The organism is Amycolatopsis thailandensis (assembly GCF_042723255.1).
GTDB classification, from domain to species: domain Bacteria; phylum Actinomycetota; class Actinomycetes; order Mycobacteriales; family Pseudonocardiaceae; genus Amycolatopsis; species Amycolatopsis thailandensis.
On record NZ_JBHXJK010000101.1, the window covers coordinates 14,607 to 32,802 of the forward strand.

Below are 18,196 nucleotides of genomic sequence, written 5' to 3' on the forward strand. Positions count from 1 at the left end.
GACAGGGAGGGCGGAAATGAAGATCTACCAGCCGATGTTGTTCATCGGGCTCGGCGGCACGGGCTGCTTGATCGGGGCGGAACTGGAACGGCGGCTCCGCAGCGAGCTCTGCGGACCGGACGGCACCGATCTCCAGGAACTGATGGGCGGCAAGGCATTCCTGCCCTATCAGCTGCCGTCGTGTCTCCAGTTCGTCTACGCGGACTTGAGCGAGGACGAGTTCACCAGGCTGCAAAGGCGGGTGGTCCCCGGTGAGGAACATCTGAAGGCCGCCGAGCGCACGCTCCAGCTGGTGCGTGAACTGGTGCCCTACCAGGACACCTACCCCGAAGTCGCCCGCAGCCTGCGGCTCAACGCGGGTGACGCGGTGGGCTGGCTGCCGCCCGCCGAAGGTGAACCCCGCGTCGGCCCGCTGGCCAAGGGCGCGGGACAGTTCCCCACGATCGGCCGGGCTGCGTTGTTCGAGACGCTGCGGCTGGGGCTCGGCCCGGTGCAGGCCTCGATCCATCAGGCGATCGGCGCGATCAACAACTCCGCCCCCGAGCTCACCCAACTCGGCGGCAGGCTGCGCAAATCGTGCGACGTCTTCGTGGCCTTCTCGGTGGCGGGCGGCACCGGCAGCGGCATCTTCTACGACTACCTCCACCTCGTCGGGGATGTGCTGGCGCGCGCGGGATACCGCGCCCGGATCTACCCGCTCGTGCTGATGCCTTCCGCGTTCACCGAAGGGCTGGGCGGTGGCCGTCCCGCCCGGCTCAACGCGGGACGGGCGCTGCTCGACCTCTTCCGGCTGGTCGACGACCAGAACTCGCAGGCCGCCGGTACTGAGGTGAACGACACCGGGTTCGCCGGGGTGCTTTCGGTGAAGTACCCGACGGGAGAGGAACTGCGCCTGCGCGCGTCCACGGTCCAGACCGCGTTCCTGTTCAGCCGCAGCGCCGGTGTCGAACGGGAGGACCTGCACCGGTCGGTGGTCTCGCTGATCTTCTCCTTGATCGGCACCGGACCGTCGGAGGGCACTCCCGGCGGGCACGGCACGGAACGGATGTACCAGTCGTTCGCCGACGACTTCGTCAACCGGGCGGCCGAACGCGAACTGCCGTCCCCCAGCGGGATCGGCAACCGCGGTGTTTCGACGAGCCTGGTGGCCTCACTCACCGTCCCGGTGGACGAGCTCGCCGAAATGATCAGCTCCCGGTTGCTCGCCGAGGCCGCGATCGAGCTCGCCGAGCCGCCACCGGGACGGGCGGAGAGCAACCGCGAAGCCATCGAGAACTTCTTCACCGGGTCCAATGTGGACGCTTTACGCTCCCGCTCGCCGCTGGAATTCGTCGAGCCATCGGCGGTCTCCGGCGCGGACGCCGTGCTCGCGGCACTGAGCACCAGGGCAGGCCGGATGGAAGCGGCGCTGAACGGGCTGGAGCAGCAGCTCGTCCAGCGGGTGCCCAAGCTCGCCCAGGACTTCGACCCGGTCCGCGCGATCGACCTGCTGCTCGCGGAGGTCGACCTGTTCCGCGCGCACCGGGTCTTCGCGGGCCATCCGGCGCTGGCCGCCGTCACCGACCAGCGCGGCTTCGCCCGGCTGCTGGAAGGCAGACGGGGCGCCCCGGCGGCACCCGAGGGACTGACCCTCGCCCCACCGCAACCGTCGGAGATCCGCAATCGCTTGCTCAGCAGGGTGAAATGGGGTGACGCACCGGTCCGTGCCGCCCTCGACCGGCAGAACTCCTGGTACCGCTGGCGGGCCCGGCTGAACTGGCACACCGCTTGGAACGAGCAGACGGTGCGCTGGGAGCGGACGCTGCGGAAAGCGGGCGACGATCTGCGGGCGGTGGTGGAGGCGTTCCTCGACCACGCCCGGCTGGACCGTTCGCGGTTCACCGGCCGCGCGAGGGAGCTGTACCGGCAACGGGTCGGCGTCTCCTACCTCCTGCCGCCGCAGGGCGGTGATCTCGAACCGTTCTACCAGGCGGTGCGACGGCGATTCGTTGAGCTGTACGTGGCACAGGGCAGGCTGCGCCCCACCGCTTCGGTGGGTGACCTGGTCAGCGAGGTCCTCGGTGAGGAGGGCTGGCGCAAGGCCTACCGGTACGCCCAGCAGGACGGGCCGCAGCGAGCCGTCAACGTGGTTCGCGATCAGATCAAACGCGAGGTGGAGGCCCTGTTCCGGCATCGGGATTCGGACAGCCGTCCGCTGCTGCCCGCCCTGCAGGATCTGCTCAAGGCCGCGGCCGGATCCGACGTCTCCGCGGTCGGCGAGGACGACCTCACCCAGTTCCGGCAGAAGGTGGCGGGCCTGGTGCCCGGCGGTTTCTCCCCGCCGGGAGCGGGCCCGATGAAGGTGCTCTACACCTATCCCGCCGACAGCCAGAGCCCGGAGCTGGAGAAGTTCCTGCGCCAGGAGGTGAACGTCGAATCCGGTGCCGACACCCTGGTCGAGTTCCGCCCGACGAGCGCGGAATCGCTCAGTGTCGTCCTTTTCCGCACCTCGATGAGTGTCACCGAGGTACCCGAACTGCGCGAGGTCATGCGCACCTGGTCCGACTCGCAACGACGTCCCCAGGACCAGGACTTCCTGCGCTGGCGGCAGCGGACCGGCTTCGACTACAGCTATCTGGCCACCACCGCGGAGCACCGGACACTGATCCTGCACAGGCTCCTGTGCGCGCTGTGGAACGGCCAGGTCGAGGTGGACGGCGACCCGGAGTCGCCGTCAGCGGTGATTGTGCGGCTCGGTGGTCCCGGCGAGGTCTCGATGCGGTTGGGCCTGGTCGAGTACTACCGGATGTCCTCGTGGGCCAGTGTGCTCGGCGCCTACGAAGAGTGGACCCTGACCGACGACGAGGGGATCCGGCGCGACTTGAGCGCACGTCTGATGGATTCGTTGCCGCACAAGGTGGAAGAGACACCGAACCCGCCTTCCGACCTTTACCGCACCGTCGTCAAGGTCGCCTTCAACCAGCGGGCGGGGCTGTCCGCGGCGCTGAGCGGGCTGGGGACGGCCAGCGCGGGCCGGGTGAACCAGCTCAGGACCTTCTGGGAGGAGATCTTCCCGTCGGCCCTCGAACTCCCCTTTCGCGGGGTCGCCGCGCCGGTCCAAAGCAACCTGATGGATCTCGAACGGTGGTTGGACCGATGACCGCGCCGAAGACCGATCGGCGGCTCGAGCACGCCGACGGGGTGCTGGTACTGGATCTCGTCACCGATCCCCAGGTGTGCGCGGCGTGGTTGCGCATGACGCGGGACAACCCCGGCGGTTCGGCCATGCGGGTGGTGATCATCGACGAGGCCGGCTCGCTCGGCGGGAACTTCGCGAACTTCCAGCACCTCTACGCGCTGCACAGCGTGATCTGCGTGGTGGTCGGATCCGGGGACGAGACGCCGCCGGGGCGCGTACTGAGACTGCCGAATCAGCTGGCGCAGGAGCGGGCCGCGGTGCTGTGGGTCGGTGATCGCCAAGGCGTCTGGTGGAGCCCTGATCAGGGGCGCGCGCACCATGACGCGGAGCGGCTCGACGGCTCCGGCCTCGACGAGCTGGTGGACGTGCTCAGCGTCGCCGACGTGTTCGACGAAGTGGTGAAACGAGCCCACAACATCCCCGACGCCACGGCCAGTCCAGGAGTCGAACGCGTTTCGGGATCGCTGGAACCGGCGGAAGTGACTTCCGCGGTGTGGCAGGTGGTTTCGCAGCTCACCGGTCCGTCCGGGGCGCCGGTCGAACCGACGCTGCGGATGTCCCGGGAAGCCGGCCCCGTCCAGACCGGCTCGTCGATCGTCGCGGACTCGGAGTTCGACCACGCCCGCCGGGCCGTCGCCGACGCGGGCGGCAGGGCCGAAGCCGCGGTCCGGCGCTTCGAAGGCCCGGCCGGGTTGTTCGGTCGCGCGGCGGCTCAGGGCCGGGACCGGATCACCGCTTTCGGCCGGAGTCTCGACAGGTTCGCGAGCCTGATCCGCGACACCGGAGCGGTGCTGGACGCCGGGGCCCGGACCGGGACCCTGGCCGCCACCGGGCTCGCCGAACGCGGTTTCGCACCCGTGGAACGGTTCGAGCCGTCCGAGACCACCGCGAGGCTGAGGACGATGGTCGTCGGCGAACTGCGCGACGGCCGCTCGCTGACGGATCTGGCTACGGACCTGCGTTCGCGGGCGACGGTGTTCGCCCCCGGCGGGGCGGGCGGCGCGGTGGCCAGGGTGGACGCGGTCTATCCGGACGCGCTTTCCCGGCGGCTGGCCGCACCCGCCCCGCTTTCCCGCTGGACGGTGTCCCCGGCGTTGCTCCCGCTCGTGGGACTGGCGGCCGCGGCGGGCGCGTTCCTGCCGGGCGCCTTCTGGCTCGCCGGGCCGGTGCTGGCCGTCGTTTGGACGGCGCTCGTCGTCCGTGCGGCGTTTTCGGGTCCCACCAGGCCCCGGCCCGCGGACCTGCTCCCGGCGGCCGCGCAGGGCGCGGTCGCGGCGGCGGGGGTGCTGGTCGCGCGTTCGACCGGCCTCGACCCGCTTGTCGAGATCACCGCACCGCTGACGGTGGCTTGCCTGCTCGCCTTGCCCGTGCTCCTGCTGGCTTCCTGGAACCGTGGCGTGCGCCGATGGCAGGAGGCTTCGGGTGTCGGAGAGGCGGTGCGGGCGGCCGCCGTCCTCGACGAGATCCTGGAGACACTGGGCCGCGAAGAATGGCGGCAGGCCGACGAGCGACGGTTCGTTTCCGACGCCGCCCGCACGATCGCCGGTGGCCTCGACGAGGTGGCGCGGATGCTGCGGTCGATCGCGGAGGAGGCGGGCGACGACGAGGCACAGCGGCCGCCGCGGAGCCGTTTCCTGACACCGACGATCACCGACGACCTCGCCGACCTCGGACTGGAAGTGCTGGAACCGATCTGGGGATCGTTGATCGCGCGGCAGCCTCGGCGTGCCGGAGAAGCCGGTGTCCTGACCCAGAAACTGTTCGGCGACTACCGGGCACACCTGAGCGAGAACGGGGTGCAGAAACCGCCGGGGTTCGGCCGGATGCACGAGAACCGGGAGGCGCTGATCTCCGACATCCTCGGCATGATGCCGGAGATCGCGGAGCTGACGCGGCGTACCGGCCACGAGAAGATGCGGCAATTGTGCGCCCGGCGCGACCTTTCCCGGCTGCTGCGCGTGGGAACCGAGATCGAGGTCGTGCGGTTCGCCCCCGATCTGGCCAGGCCGGGGATCACCGCGCGAGACGTGGCGCCGGGAAGTGCGCTCGTCGCCGGGGTGGAGGGCATGTGCTGGACGACCGGCACCGTCTCGGCGGGAGTCCTCCGCCTGGTTCCCCTGCAGCGGGAGGAAATCGAGTTGTATTGGCCTGAGCAGGAAGAAGTCGTCGGGTGAGTGGAGCTTGGGAAACGCTGCGATACCGGGACTTCCGGTATCACCTCCAGCAGATCGAAGTCCGCGAAGTCGGTCCGGCCGAGGTCGTGCGCTCCGAACTTTCGGTGCGGGTGCTCGCCACGGCGGACGGCGGGAGACTGATCCAGAAGACGGTCCACCGCGAAGCGGGCCGGGCGGATCCGGAGCTGTACGCCCTTCTGGACCGTGAGATCCGGGCGGGAGCCAGGTTGTTGCGCCGGTTCTCGGAGACGGCGTATCCGGCCGAACTGTCCAAAATGGTGGGTTACGACATCGACCGCGAAGACCCGTTCGTGCTGCTGGAACATACGCCCGGCGCCCCGGTGCGAGCTCAGGCCGGAAATCTGCTCACCGGTGACCAGCACGCCTTCGAAGTCGGCTTCTTCCGGGCGTTGCGCCTGATCGAAGCGGCCAAGCTGGTGCACGGCGGGCTCAGCCTCGACGCGGTGTGGCGCGGTTCGGGCGGGATCCAGGTCACGTCCTTCGAACACGCTGTGCTGGCGGGGGAGCCACGAGTCCGCAACCGGGTGAGCCGATCGTGCCCGCCGGACCAGCGCGCGGTGCGGGGAACGGCGTCGCCGCGCGACGACGTCTGGTCCGCGGGTGCCGTTCTCATGGAGGTGGTCACCGGCGGCGATCCCGGGCCGGCCCCGGACGCGGCGCGCTTCGGCCCGGCGCTCGCCGAACTGTTGTCCTCGGTGTTCCACCCTGACCCGGCCGCGCGTCCGACGGCATCGGATCTGCTGGCCAGGCTGGGCGAGAGCGATCACGTCCCCCCTCGTCCCGACGGCGCGGCGAGGGAGTTCGCGGCCTCGCGACAGCGCTTCGACGAGGTCCTCGACGGCAAGCGAAGAGGACGGTCCGGCGAACCGGCCCACGCCGGGGAGAGCCCGTCCACCCGGCTGAGAACGCTCTACATGGTCGCCGGCGTGGTGGCCGTGGTCGTCGTGGTCGCGGTCGGCTACGCGTTGGGGGTGATCGGATGAGCGTGTCGTCCAGCGAGCCGGAAACGATCCGGTGCCCGGTCTGTCTCGACCGGTTCGTCTGGCAGGAGGACGAGCTGTGGATCCCGACCGGCGAGGCCGGGGTCTACGAGGCCGTCGATCTGACCGAGGTGAACGATCCGGTCAAGCGCAACGACATCCGCCGCAATTGCTACCAGCGTTGTCCCAATCCCTCGCAGGACACCGATTCCCATCATCTCCCGGCGTCCTATCTGGACTACGGCCCGCCGCTGGTGATCGGCCTGGCCGGCCGATCCGGCAGCGGGAAGACGCATCTGCTCACATCGATGATCTCGGAGCTGGAGCGGGGCGGACTGCACGCCGCGACCGGGTTGACGGTGCGGGCGATGGATCTGTTGCTGGACCGTCGTTTCCGCACGGAGCATCTCAACCGCTTGCAGCGTGACGAGGAGCTCGAGGGTACGAGGCACGGGTTGAGCGGATTCGTCAACGTCCTGACCCTGACCTCGGCGACGGGCACCACACCGATCACCTTCTTCGATGTCTCCGGGGAAGACTTCCTCCGTGAAGGCGACCGAGGCCGGGCGGCGCGGTTCCTCATCGGGGTGGACGCGTTGCTGTTCGTGGACACCCCGGAGCACGCGCTCGGCATCCGCCACGAGGAGCCCGATGACGGCCAACGGGTCAACCTCGCGTTCAAACGGGTGGTCAGCAGGTTGGAGGACCTCGGACTGACGGACCGGGTTCCGGCGAGCGTGGTGCTCAACAAGTCCGACAGGCTGCGCTACGTGCCACCGGTCGACCGGTGGATCCGGCGTTCCGACGACGAGGAGCTGAACGCGGAGTCGATGCTGGAGGAGAGCCGCGACGTCTTCGGTTTCCTGCACCAGAACGGCGCGGTTTCATCGCTCGCGCCGTTCCAGAGCTTCACCCGGTGCACGTTGCATTTCGCCTCGGCGACCGGCGCCGAATCCGTCGACCGGAGGTTCGTGCGGGGAGTACGGCCGATGCGCGTCCTGCGGCCGCTGCTCGCGCTCCTGGCGATGACGGGAGTGCTCACCGGACCCGAAGCGAGAAAGGTGGGCTCCTGGCATGTCCAGACCAGCTGACGAAGCGGACGTGGTGCACCAGATGGTGTTCGGGCCGGGCCCCGACGGCGTCGAGTTGATGCGGACGTCGATCACCAGTGCGCACCAGTCGAGTATCTGGGAAAGCCGTCTCCTGCCCTTGGTACGGATCGAATCGTTCAGCGGCGTTCCCGTTCCGGACACGAGTCTGTCGTATTTCGGCTTCGGTCAGGGTAGGCGGGACAGGGCGGTGTTGCGCCGGGCCGACAGCGGCCGGACGGCCGCCCGGAACGTCGCTCACGCCCTCGTCGGTTCCTCCGAGGTGCTCTTCCCGGATCGGGCGGTCGCGCTCAAGGACTGGACCGGCTGGGTCGACAAGATCCTCGACGACACCGAGGTGTATCTCCTCGGCGGCGGGAATTTGCCGCAAGACCGGCGCATCGATCCGTTGGACAAGGCGATCCTGACCGAGTTGGTGGCGGCCATGTTGCGGGCGCCGTCGCCCCAGCTGACCGTGACCGGTGCCGTCGAGGAGGACCCGATCCCGTTGATCCAAGGGCTGATGCAGGTGCTGCGCCCGCTGTTCGACGGTTCGGATCGGAAGCACGAGTGGACGTTCTCCGGCTATGAGCGCGAGGTGACCGCTTCCTGCAAAGAGGCGGCGGAGATCTTCTTCCTGCCCGTCTACGAACCCCAGACCATGCTGAAGGCCGGGCTGCTGGTCGATCTCGCCCGGCGGGACGGAGCGGCGCGGGACTGGGAGGCCGAAGCGGCCAGGCGGCTGGTGGATCAATACTTCAGCGAAGGGCATCCCGCGGTCGCCGCCGGGCTCAAGGCTTTGGGGATCACCCAGGAACCCTCGTACGCCAGGCGGTTGAACCTGCTGCGTCAGTCCTATTCGGATCCACTGTCACTGTTGCCCGTCCTGCCGCAACCCACCCCGAAGCCCCCGGCCGTCGAGTCGCCCCAGCAGACCGCGGGCGCGACCGTCCCACCGGAAAGGGTGCAGGCCCAGCCCGCGGAGTCGGAACATCGGCGGCTGACGAACCGGCTCACGTCGGCCCGGTCCGCTCGCGACGTCCGGGAGGTGGTCGACCGGTTCGCACAGCTGGGACCCGCCCCCCAGGGCGGCGAACGGCGGTGGATCCGCACCGAGTTCCTCTCACGGGCGTTCCTCGATCGACGGCTCGACGAGCTGGGACAGCACTCCGAGCGCCTCTATCCCGTGATCGTCGCGCAGTGCTACGGCGCGAAGCTGCAGGATCTGCGCTCCGACGACCTTCCGGCGCTGATCGAGCTCAGCGAACTCGTGGGCAGGCGCGAAACTTCGCCCCGTCTGGCCAGCGAGCTCCTGTTTCAGGCCCGTCTCTCGGGAAAGGCGAACCTGTTGCTCACCGCGTTCGGGCTGCGGTCGATCCGCGATCGGGGGGTGCTGATGGCGGAACCCGAATGGGTGTCGCACTTCTGCCCGGACCCCGCGGGCCATGCCCCGGCCCGCGGACACCAGCGCCGGGGCACCAGGGTGACCGGCTGGGCGAGTGGTTTTCCGGGCGGGAAGCCGCTGCTGGAGAACCGCATCGTCGTCGTACTGGCGCTGGTTCTCGTCTTCTTGATCGGACTGCTGGTGGGGGTGCTCAACGGTGGCTGATCCCAGCGGCACCTTGGCGGTCGCCTGGCAATGGCAGCGGCGGTGGTCGATCGCCGCGGACAAGGCCAAGAAGACTCTTCGGCGGTGGCGGCTTTCGGCGCTGGTATTGGTACTCGCCGGTGCCGTCGCCGGAGTCGGCTCCGGCTGGTTCGGCGACGACGGCTGGTGGGCGGCCGTCGTCGCCGTGCTGACCATCGGGCTGAGCCCCTGGGTGGCGGCGCAGGCGGGGACGTCACGGGTGGAGGACGCGGCGCGGCTGCGGGCGATCTCCGAAGAGCTGAAGGCCGAGATCTTCGGTTGCCTGGCACGGGCGCGGCCTTACGAGCGTGACGACCGGCTCGCTGTTCTGGACGAGCGGCTGGAAGTGCTCATGACGGGCCATTCCCGCCTTCACCTGCTGGTGAGCGCGGTCCCGATCCCGGGCAAGCCACGGTCATTGCCTGCCGTCACCAACGCCCAGTCCTATGTGGACGTCCGGCTCGGCGGGCAGCTGAAGTACTACCGAGGCGCAAGTTTCGAACAGGGGCGCAAGGCAGGTCGCTACCGGATCGCGCAGTACGTCCTGGCCGCCGTGGCCGGCGTGTTCGCCGCCGCCGCGGCGGTGCCCGTGACGCACTGGGCGTCCGCGTGGATCGGGGTTTTCACCACCGCCGCGACGGCGGTCGCGACCCACGCGGCGGCCGCGCATTTCGAGTCCCACACGATGGCCTACGACCGCACGGCGGACGAGCTGGAGGCGTTGCGCGCCCGCTGGCACGAAGGCCGGGCCGGTGACGTCGTGCTCGAATGCGAACGGGTGCTCGCCACACAGAACAAGGCGTGGTTCGCCCAGTGGACCACGGAGGGGAAGGCAGGCGCTCCTTGATCAAGATCTTCATCAGCCACAGCTCCACCGGCCGGACCGACGAGCACGGGGGGCCAACGCAAGCGGCGTACATCCGCGATGAACTGTGCCGCAGGCTGGAAAAGGACTATGAGGTCTTCGTCGACAAGAAGATCGACGCCGCCGAAAAGTGGAAGCGCCGCGTTCAGATGGAGTTGAGGCAGTGCCAGGCCATCGTATTCCTCTTCGACGAAAACGCGCTGAAGTCCTCGCGGGTGAAGGACGAAGTGGCCGTGGCGATGAACCGCCAGTTCGAAGAACCACCGCTGTTCGTGGTCCCGGTGCTCATCGGATCGATCAGAATGCAGGACATCAAAAAGGCGGGGATCAACGATATCGAGGCGGATCAGTGTGTCCGCGTCGAATTCCCGGGCACGCGGCCGGTGGAAGAAGAATCGCGGTGGCTGATCGATCGGACGGTCGCGCAATTCGCCGTACTGCCGCCGCTCCCGACGGAGATGGTGCGGGAATGGGTGAAGCTCGTCGGGGTCAGCTTGTCGGGCACGCGATGCGACCGGGCCGCTCTGCAGGGCGCGGCGGCGATCTTGAGGCCTGCCGTGAAAGTCCCGGTCGTGGCGACCGAGTATCTGCTGGCGACGCTTTTCCTGGCCGCTCGCGGCAGCCGTCAGGTCGCGAACGCGATCGAGCAGATCAGCAGGGCCGCGCGGGACAGGCAGAGCTTCGGCATGATGCTCAAGTACCTGATGCCGAGCTGGGTGGACACGGAGGTGGCCCGCCGCACGGTTCCGGGACCGGCCGAGCTCGGGAGTTTCAATGGCGTGCTGATTCTGCCGGACGAAGACGAAGAACTGGCCAAAGACCATTTGATGGTGGCCACTCAGTTCCGTACCACCAGGGACAGTGTCCTGTTCGGGTCGGCGACCATCAACACCGGGGAAAACGCGGTGGAAGAACTGCTGCAGCGCATGCGGAACGAGGTCGCCGAGCTCGCCGGACGGGCGAATTGGACCCAGTTCTCGCGGGAAATCCCGCTGAGTGGTGACCGGAGGTTCATCCTGGTACTGGCGCTCGCGCAGTTACGGGTATCCGTCGTGATCGAGGCGGCCCGGCGGCTTCGAGCCGATCTTCCCGGAGTGGGGATTCTGTTGCTCGCCGAAACCGGCCGGGAGGTCAAAGCGCAGGACGTGGAGGAAATCGGCCGGATCAGTCAGGCGGAGATCAGCAACGCCAGGGACTTCCGGAGAGACCTGAAAAGACTCGCCCAAGCCGTTTGAGGGGATCGAATGAGCGACGAACTCGAAATCACGGACACCGTCGGGGACGACGGTTCGGTCTATCTGATGGGCCCGGAGCTGCGGACCGCGGTCGACGTCGCGCTCGCCACCGGAAGGCCGCTGCTGCTGCGAGGGGAACCAGGCTCCGGCAAGTCTTCGCTCGCCCCCTTCGTCGCGGCCGAGAAGAGGTGGCGGTTCTACCAGCACGTGGTGACGGCGCGAACCCAGGCGCAGGATCTACTGTGGACGTTCGACAGCGTCCGGAGGCTCGCCGACGCGCAACGACGATCCGAGGAACAGGACTCGTGGCGGGACTTCCGGTACGTCGAGCCGGGCGCGCTCTGGTGGGCGTACGCGCCGATGTCCGCCAAGCTGCGCGGCTCCGGGGGCGACGAATTGCCTGAGGAGCATCACGCGACCGACCCGCGGGATGCGGAGAACAGCGGACGTGAGCACGGCTGTTCCGTGCTGCTGATCGACGAGATCGACAAGGCCGATCCCGATCTGCCCAACGGCCTGCTCGTCCCGCTCGGCGCTGGGGAGTTCGAGGTCACCGAGACTCGGCGCCGGGTCAGAAGGGAACTGCCCGCCGCCGGAGCACCGGACGAGCCGTCGAAGTCCAGCAGTCATCTGGTGGTGGTGACCACCAACGAAGAACGTGAACTGCCGGAGGCCTTCCTGCGCCGCTGTGTCGTCGCCTGGCTGCCGGATTCCTCGGTCGAGCGGCTGGTGGAGATCGCACTGGCGCATCACCGGGCCGAGGGAACCGAGCCGACGGCCGAAGACCACGAACTGGCCAAGGCCCTCGCGAAACGTCTCGACGAGGCCCGGCTCGACGCCAGGCAGAACGCGCGACGCGCGCCGAGCACGGCGGAGTTGCTGGACACCTATCGCGCCTGTCGCAGGCTCGGGATCGGCCCGCACCGGGAAGCCGAATGGAAGTGGTTGCTGAACCTGAGCCTGATCAAGGTCCAGGTGGACGGCGCCGATGTGCCGGGCCATGCGTACTGAGATCTGGCTCGGCGACGTACTGCGCGCCCTGGGAGCCGACGGGATCGGTGACGTCGCGACCAGGCGGGTCGTCGCGCGGCTGCTCGGCTTTTCGGAGGACGACCTGCTCTTGCCCGAGCAGGAGGACTACGGGCGGCCGCCGCGCGACGTCAGCGTCCGGCAACGGACGGCAGGGGAGGATTCGCCGCCGGTGCCGGATGAACAGCCGGAGCCGCCAGAGCCGCCGGTACAGCCAGAGCCGCCGCAGGAGCCGGCGTCTCCGGAGCTCAAAGCCGTGAAGCCCACCGTGGTGATGAGCCCGCCCGTCCCCGGGTGCCGCGACAAGCTCCACGCGGAACCGGTGCCGCGGCCCGAGCCGCGTCACCTCACCGCCCGGCCCGCGCACCAAGGCCTGCTGCCACCGCGCTCCGAGCGGTCGATCCTGCAGATGATGTTGTCCCGGCCGGTGTTCGACGGGCCGGTCGACGTCGGCGTCCTGGTCGACACCATCGCGCGCGGCCTGCCGATCCGGGAACTGCCGAGAGCGCGGATCACGACGTCCCGGTTCGGCGTGCAGGTCCTGGTCGACACCGGGCCCGCCATGGCCCCCTTCCGCCGGGATCAGGACGTGCTCGTCACCCGGGTGCGCGCGGTGGTCGGCGACCAGGCGACCGTCGTGCGCTACTTCGCCGGGACGCCCTCGCGGGGATGCCGCGACGAGCCCACCGCCGAGCCGAAGGCCTACCGGCCGCCCGCTCCCGGCGGCAAAGTGCTCGTCCTGTCCGATCTCGGGCTGGCGGGCCGACCGGACCTGCCGGACCGGCCCCTGACGGGTGAGTGGGCGCGGTTCGCCGCGTTGGTCCTGTCACGAGCCTGTGCCCCCGTCGCGCTGGTGCCGGTGTCCCCGGGACGGCTGAACGGCGCGCTCAGGTTGTCGCTGACCCTGGTGAGCTGGGATCGGTCCACCACGGCGAGCCGGGTGCGGGTGGCGTCATGTCGATGACCGGAGTGCTCGAAACGCTCGAAAGGGTACTGGCGAACGAGCCCGTGTTTTCCGAGCTGCCTCCGGATGTGCAACTCGCGGTGGCGCTGAGCCCGGCGACCCGGATCGAGCCGGAGCTGATCCGGGCGGTCCGGCTCAGGGCCTTGCCCCGGCTGGACGTCTCGTCCGAGACCGACCTGTGGTTCGCGGACTGGATCGGTTTTCGCGGGACCACCGGGATCGCGTTGCGCGCCGAACTGCTGCCGACGCTTCGGACCCGGCTTCGCGGATTGCTGGACGAGAGCCTCGATGACGCTCCCATCCACGACGTGTGGGCGGTGTTCGAAGGCATGCACGAAAACTCCCTTTCGCCGTTGCTCCGGCTGGAGGAACGGATCAACGAAAAGGTACTCACCGGTCGTGACGGCGAGCCGGAACTGAAGCGGGTGCTGTACTCGCTGGTGGTCGAGGATCGGTCCGGCATCGTCGACTGGGCTTACGGCGCCTGGAAACGGTTGCCCGCCGACGTGTTGCGGACGGCCACCGCCTGGCAGCTGCGACAGGTGCTCAACGACAGGCTGGAAGGGGAACGGCTCGCGTCCGTCGGCCCGTTCGAAGACGTGACCCCCGGCCTCGTCGCCCCGATCGCGGCGGCGTTGGGACGGCGGGAACTCGCCTTCACCCGGGACGGGGGGCGGATGCGGATCGGCGGCGAACCCGGCGAGCACAGCGTGTTCGTCAAGGTGCCCGACAGCGATCCAGTGCTTCTCGGCGTCTTCTCGGACACGGGGGAACGCCCGGTGTCGATCCCGGCGGGCGGTCATGTCTGGGTCGACGTGGGTGAAGACGGATTCCACGGACGGTCGGGCGACGGCCGGATCATCCGGGTGTTCGATCCGCCGGACCGTCCGGTCGCACTCGCCCCCGCGGATCGGTTGCCGAGCAAACTGCTCGCCCGCGCGGACCGGATGGCCGCCGTCGGGCGTGAGGCCGAGCTCGCGGAACTGACCGCCTGGCTCACCAAAGCTGATCCGCTCGCGGTGCGGCTGCTCTACAGCGACCCGGATCGGGGTCTGCGCCAGCTCGCGCACGCGCTGGCGGCGGAAGCGACCGCGCGGGGGTGGGTCGTCCTCTGGCCGTCGGCGCCCGCGGTGAGCCTGACCGGGGAATTCCCGGCGAGGGGCCTGCTCGTCATCGTCGACGGCGGGAGCAGGTGGGAGCCGGAGGACTTCGCCGGCCTGGCACACGCGCTTCCCCCGGTGGCCAGGGTCCTCGTGCTCGACAACGACGCCGGAGCCTGGTGGGAGGTCGTGCGGCGGTCGCTCGACCGCGCCCCGGCCAGTCAACAACGAGTGCGCCCGCTCCCGGCACCGTCGCGGGTGATGGCCGCTTCGATCGACGTGTTCTGCGGGATGCTCGGTCGTGAATCGCGACCCCCGGCACCGGCGGCGGAAGCCGCGGATTCGACGTACGAGGTGCAGATCGTCGCGCTCGCGGCGGTGCTCCAGGGCGCACCCGCCCGATTCAGTCGGCCGGGCAAGCTGGTGGAAACGCTGTGCGAGCACGAGTCGGCGAGGTGGAGCTTGTCCGTCGAAGGGCGGCTGCGGCTGGCGGCCGTCGTCCTGGTCGCCACACTGGCGTTCCCCTTGCCTCGCGGGGAAGCGGCTGATCTTCTGACACGCCTGCGCGTCGCGCGTGACCAGGAGGACGCCAGGAGAGTGCTGGACCTCCACGAGCGGTGGTACCCGTCGAGCGACATCGTGGCCCCGCTGAAGCCCGCCCATCTCGTCACTTCCGTACTGCGGCTGGCACTCGACGGCGACGGTTGCTTCGGTCTGACCGGCGACCAAGCCCGCGGTCTGGTCACCTTGCTGCTCGCCGACGACTCCGCCGCCGCACGGCGCGCGGCGGATACGTTGCTGATGAACTCACCGTCATCATCCCTGCTCGCCGAAGTCGTCCTGAAACGCCCCGAGCTCGTCCGGCGCGCACCCGGCGGGGTGGCCGAGAGGTTCGTCGCCCTTTCCGGACCCGAGCTACTGGAACGCTTGTGGGAAGCCGAGTCCGGCGGCGCCACGCCGTTGATCACCGCGCTCGTCCTGGAACGGATCATCCGGCTCGACGGCGACCGCACCGTCGACCAAGCGCTCAGCCTGAACCGTGAACTGGCCCGGCGGTATGCCGACGCGGGTCTGCTGATGCGCGGAGTGCGGGTACTGGCCGAGGTGGTGCGGCGAATCGAGTTGAAGGCGACGGCCCACCCCGATGTCTACCGGCCCGCCCTGCTCGAAGTGCTCGGGGATTACAGCGCCTGCCTTTTGAAAGCCGGAAAAAAGGCGGACGCCGTCCGTGTCGCGCAGGACGCCGTGAAACTGTCGAAGCAGGTGAATCAGGCCGATCTCACCGTCCATCAGCGGCATCTCGCGAGCGCTCTGCTCGGCTACAGTGCCGATCTGCTGGCATCGGGCCAAGCCGGTGGCGCGGCGGAGGCGACCGGCGACGCGGTCCGCATCCACCGTGACCTGCGTTCGCTGGGCGAGAATCAGTACGAGGAAGAACTGGCCGGGGCGCTGCATGTGCACGCCAAAGTGCTCCTCGCGAGTGAAAGGCGAGCGGACGCGGTGGCCGCGCTAAGGGAGTCGTCGGTGGTCTTCTCGCGGCTCGCGAACGGTTTTTCGGCCGCTTTCGAAGGGCGGCTCGCGGAGGTGAGCCGGCTACTGGCTCAGCTCGACGAGAGCTGAGGGGAGTGCCTGTCGTGCGGATCGGGATCACCGGGCATTTGGATCTGACCAGCGAGACGGTCGTCCTGATGGAAGAGGAATTCCGGGCGATCCTGCTCGGCCACGAGACGAGCGGTCTCGTCGGCGTGACCTGCCTCGCGCGGGGCGCGGATCAGGTGTTCGCGCGAACCGTCCTCCGGCTCGGGGGAACCATCGAAGTGGTTCTGCCCGCGTCCGACTATCGCGATCGCAAGGTCGGTCCCGGCAACCTCGCGGCTTTCGACGACCTCATCAGCAGGGCCCGTTCCGTGCACACGATGCGCTACGCCGAGTCGAATCACGCCGCCTACACGGCCGCCAGTGAATACATGCTGACTTCTGTCGAAGCCCTTGTGGCCGTCTGGGACGGCGCGCCCGGGGTCACCGCGGAGACCGTCGCGGCCGCCCGCGGGCTCGGGCTGCCCACGACGATCGTGTGGCCCGAGGGCGCGGCTCGGCGGTAACGTCCTGCCCATTGCTGAAGTGCGGAATCCGTGCTTCACTCCTTTCGTGCCGTACCGACGTACCGAGAAGACGCAGGCCAGGCTGGACTCGCAGCGAGGCGAGATCCTGGCCGCGGCCGTCGCGCTGCTGGCCGAGACCGGCTACGCGGGCTGCTCCATGGCCGCGGTCGCCGCGCGGGCGGGCGTCGGCACCGGCAGCGTGTACCGGCAGTTCCCGTCCAAGGCCGACCTGATCGTCGAGGTCTTCCGCGAGGTCGTCTCCCGTGAGATCGCCAGCGTCGAGGCGGCCGCGGCGCAGGGTGACGTCCGCGAGCGCGTGGTCGCGGTGATCGAAACCTTCGCCGGCCGGGCCCTGAAGGCGCCGAGGCTGGCGTACGCGCTGCTGGCCGAACCGGTCGACGCCGTGGTCGAGGCCGAGCGGCTGGTGTTCCGCCGGGCGTTCCGCGAGGTTATCGCCAAGGCCATCGCGGATGGCGTCACCAGGGGATTGCTGCCGTCGCAGGACGCGGAAGCGACCGCCGCGGCGCTGGTCGGCGCCGGTGCGGAAACGCTCGTCGGCCCCCTGGCCGGGAACGGCGGCCCGGACACGATCCCGAACCTGGTCACCTTCACCCTGCGCGCGCTGGGAAGCTCCGATCCTGGGAGGTCGTCATGACCGCGAACACCGAAAGCGAACGCGTCGCCGAGCGCCTGCAGCGCTCCTCCGCACGGCTTTCCTACGACCCCGACGTCGACGTCGACTGGCTGGCACCGCTGGTCGACGGCGCCTACGGCAAGGCGCCGGAACGATGTTCCCTGTACGGCACCGAGTTGTGGGGCCGGCTCGACGAAGACCAGCGCGGTGAGCTGAGCCGTCAGGAAGCGGCGGCCGCGGCGGCGTCGGGCATCTGGTTCGAGCTGATCCTGATGCAGGGCCTCGTGCGCCACGTGTACAACAGCGATCCGACGACGCACAACGCCCAGTACGCGCTCACCGAGATCGCCGACGAATGCCGTCACAGCACCATGTTCGCCCGCTCGATCGCGAAGAGCGGCGGCGTCGTCCGGCGCCCGAGCCGCTCGGCGCATCGCGCGGGCAAGGTGTTCGGCGCGGTCTGCGGCCCCGCGCTGCTGTTCGCCGGAGCCATCTACGTCGAAGAGCTCGCCGACGGGATGCAGCGCGAGATGATGCGCGACGAAAGCCTGCAGCCGATGATCCGGATGATCTCCCGCATCCACGTCATCGAAGAAGCCCGTCACATCAGCTTCGCCAAGGACGAGCTGGGCCGCGCCTGGGCCCGGCACGGCCGGGTCGGCCGCGAGCTGATCCGCTGGGCGATCGCCGGGATGGCCTATGTCGCGACGTCGGAACTGTTGCACCCCAAGGCATACACCTCTGTCGGCCTCGACCCCCGCGAAGCCCGCCAAGTCGCCGACGCGAACCCGCACTGGCGCCGCACCAAGGCGTCGTGGGCGGCCAAGGCCGTCGAATACTTCACCGAGATCGGCCTCATCGGAGGTCCGAGCCGGCGGCTCTGGCGCCGCGCCGGCGTCCTCGACTGAACAAGGAAGGCAACTCCATGTCCGCACGCACCGGCAAGGTCCTCGGCCTCGGCATCGCCGCGACCGGTCTCGCCCACTTCGCCGCCCCCGCCGCCTTCGAACCCGTGACGAAGATGGCCTTCGCCGACGACGTCCGCAACTGGACCTACCGCAACGGCGCCACCGAACTCGCCATCGGCCTGGCGATCGCGGCCGGCCCCACGCGGAAGGCCGGTGTCGCGGGGCTGGCCGTCTACGCGGGCTGGCTGGCGAAGCGAGTTCTCACTCGTCGTTAGGAGGTGGAACGAGGGC

The 18,196-nt window shown here is 69.3% G+C and carries 14 protein-coding genes; all 14 read left to right on the top strand.

The genetic code is table 11. The features are described 5' to 3' along the window. Positions 1 to 16 precede the first annotated feature (16 nt). Genes ACFWMR_RS31145 through ACFWMR_RS31210 form a run of 14 tightly spaced genes read left to right on the top strand, consistent with a single transcriptional unit; the run spans position 17 to position 18,180 of the window. Positions 17 to 3,139 (top strand): tubulin-like doman-containing protein, encoded by a 3,123-nt coding sequence (locus tag ACFWMR_RS31145; RefSeq protein ID WP_378380956.1) that lies wholly within the window; start codon positions 17 to 19, stop codon positions 3,137 to 3,139. Continuing rightward, on the top strand, positions 3,136 to 5,352 hold the full coding sequence (locus ACFWMR_RS31150) for a hypothetical protein (RefSeq protein ID WP_378380957.1): 2,217 nt from the start codon (positions 3,136 to 3,138) through the stop codon (positions 5,350 to 5,352). The genes ACFWMR_RS31145 and ACFWMR_RS31150 overlap by 4 nt, the downstream gene beginning before the upstream one ends. Then, a complete protein-coding gene (locus ACFWMR_RS31155; RefSeq protein WP_378380958.1) occupies positions 5,349 to 6,356 on the top strand; it encodes a hypothetical protein in 1,008 nt (335 codons plus the stop codon). The genes ACFWMR_RS31150 and ACFWMR_RS31155 overlap by 4 nt, the downstream gene beginning before the upstream one ends. Beyond that, complete coding sequence (locus tag ACFWMR_RS31160) at positions 6,353 to 7,444, top strand: hypothetical protein (protein WP_378380959.1); 1,092 nt, start codon at positions 6,353 to 6,355, stop codon at positions 7,442 to 7,444. Before ACFWMR_RS31155 ends, ACFWMR_RS31160 begins: the two co-directional genes overlap by 4 nt. Then, on the top strand, positions 7,428 to 9,050 hold the full coding sequence (locus ACFWMR_RS31165) for a hypothetical protein (protein WP_378380960.1): 1,623 nt from the start codon (positions 7,428 to 7,430) through the stop codon (positions 9,048 to 9,050). Before ACFWMR_RS31160 ends, ACFWMR_RS31165 begins: the two co-directional genes overlap by 17 nt. Continuing rightward, the gene (locus ACFWMR_RS31170; protein ID WP_378380961.1) at positions 9,043 to 9,915 is read left to right on the top strand and encodes a DUF4231 domain-containing protein; all 873 of its coding nucleotides are present in this window, start codon (positions 9,043 to 9,045) and stop codon (positions 9,913 to 9,915) included. The genes ACFWMR_RS31165 and ACFWMR_RS31170 overlap by 8 nt, the downstream gene beginning before the upstream one ends. Continuing rightward, positions 9,912 to 11,168, top strand: a complete 1,257-nt coding sequence (locus ACFWMR_RS31175) for a TIR domain-containing protein (protein ID WP_378380962.1) — start codon at positions 9,912 to 9,914, stop codon at positions 11,166 to 11,168. Before ACFWMR_RS31170 ends, ACFWMR_RS31175 begins: the two co-directional genes overlap by 4 nt. A 9-nt stretch (positions 11,169 to 11,177) precedes the next feature. Further along, positions 11,178 to 12,179: an AAA family ATPase gene (locus ACFWMR_RS31180; RefSeq protein WP_378380964.1), complete on the top strand. Its 1,002-nt coding sequence runs from the start codon at positions 11,178 to 11,180 to the stop codon at positions 12,177 to 12,179. Further along, positions 12,169 to 13,161 carry a hypothetical protein gene (locus tag ACFWMR_RS31185; protein WP_378380965.1) on the top strand — a complete coding sequence of 331 codons (993 nt, stop codon included), beginning with the start codon at positions 12,169 to 12,171 and terminating at the stop codon, positions 13,159 to 13,161. The genes ACFWMR_RS31180 and ACFWMR_RS31185 overlap by 11 nt, the downstream gene beginning before the upstream one ends. Continuing rightward, positions 13,152 to 15,881: a hypothetical protein gene (locus ACFWMR_RS31190; RefSeq protein ID WP_378380966.1), complete on the top strand. Its 2,730-nt coding sequence runs from the start codon at positions 13,152 to 13,154 to the stop codon at positions 15,879 to 15,881. The genes ACFWMR_RS31185 and ACFWMR_RS31190 overlap by 10 nt, the downstream gene beginning before the upstream one ends. A 14-nt stretch (positions 15,882 to 15,895) precedes the next feature. Further along, on the top strand, positions 15,896 to 16,363 hold the full coding sequence (locus tag ACFWMR_RS31195; protein WP_378380967.1) for a hypothetical protein: 468 nt from the start codon (positions 15,896 to 15,898) through the stop codon (positions 16,361 to 16,363). 46 nt (positions 16,364 to 16,409) lie between these two features. Continuing rightward, positions 16,410 to 17,018, top strand: a complete 609-nt coding sequence (locus ACFWMR_RS31200) for a TetR/AcrR family transcriptional regulator (RefSeq protein WP_378380968.1) — start codon at positions 16,410 to 16,412, stop codon at positions 17,016 to 17,018. Beyond that, the gene (locus ACFWMR_RS31205; RefSeq protein ID WP_378380969.1) at positions 17,015 to 17,905 is read left to right on the top strand and encodes an AurF N-oxygenase family protein; all 891 of its coding nucleotides are present in this window, start codon (positions 17,015 to 17,017) and stop codon (positions 17,903 to 17,905) included. The genes ACFWMR_RS31200 and ACFWMR_RS31205 overlap by 4 nt, the downstream gene beginning before the upstream one ends. 17 nt (positions 17,906 to 17,922) lie before the next feature. Beyond that, positions 17,923 to 18,180, top strand: coding sequence for a hypothetical protein (locus ACFWMR_RS31210; protein ID WP_093939173.1), 258 nt, complete (start codon positions 17,923 to 17,925; stop codon positions 18,178 to 18,180). Positions 18,181 to 18,196: the final 16 nt, after the last annotated feature.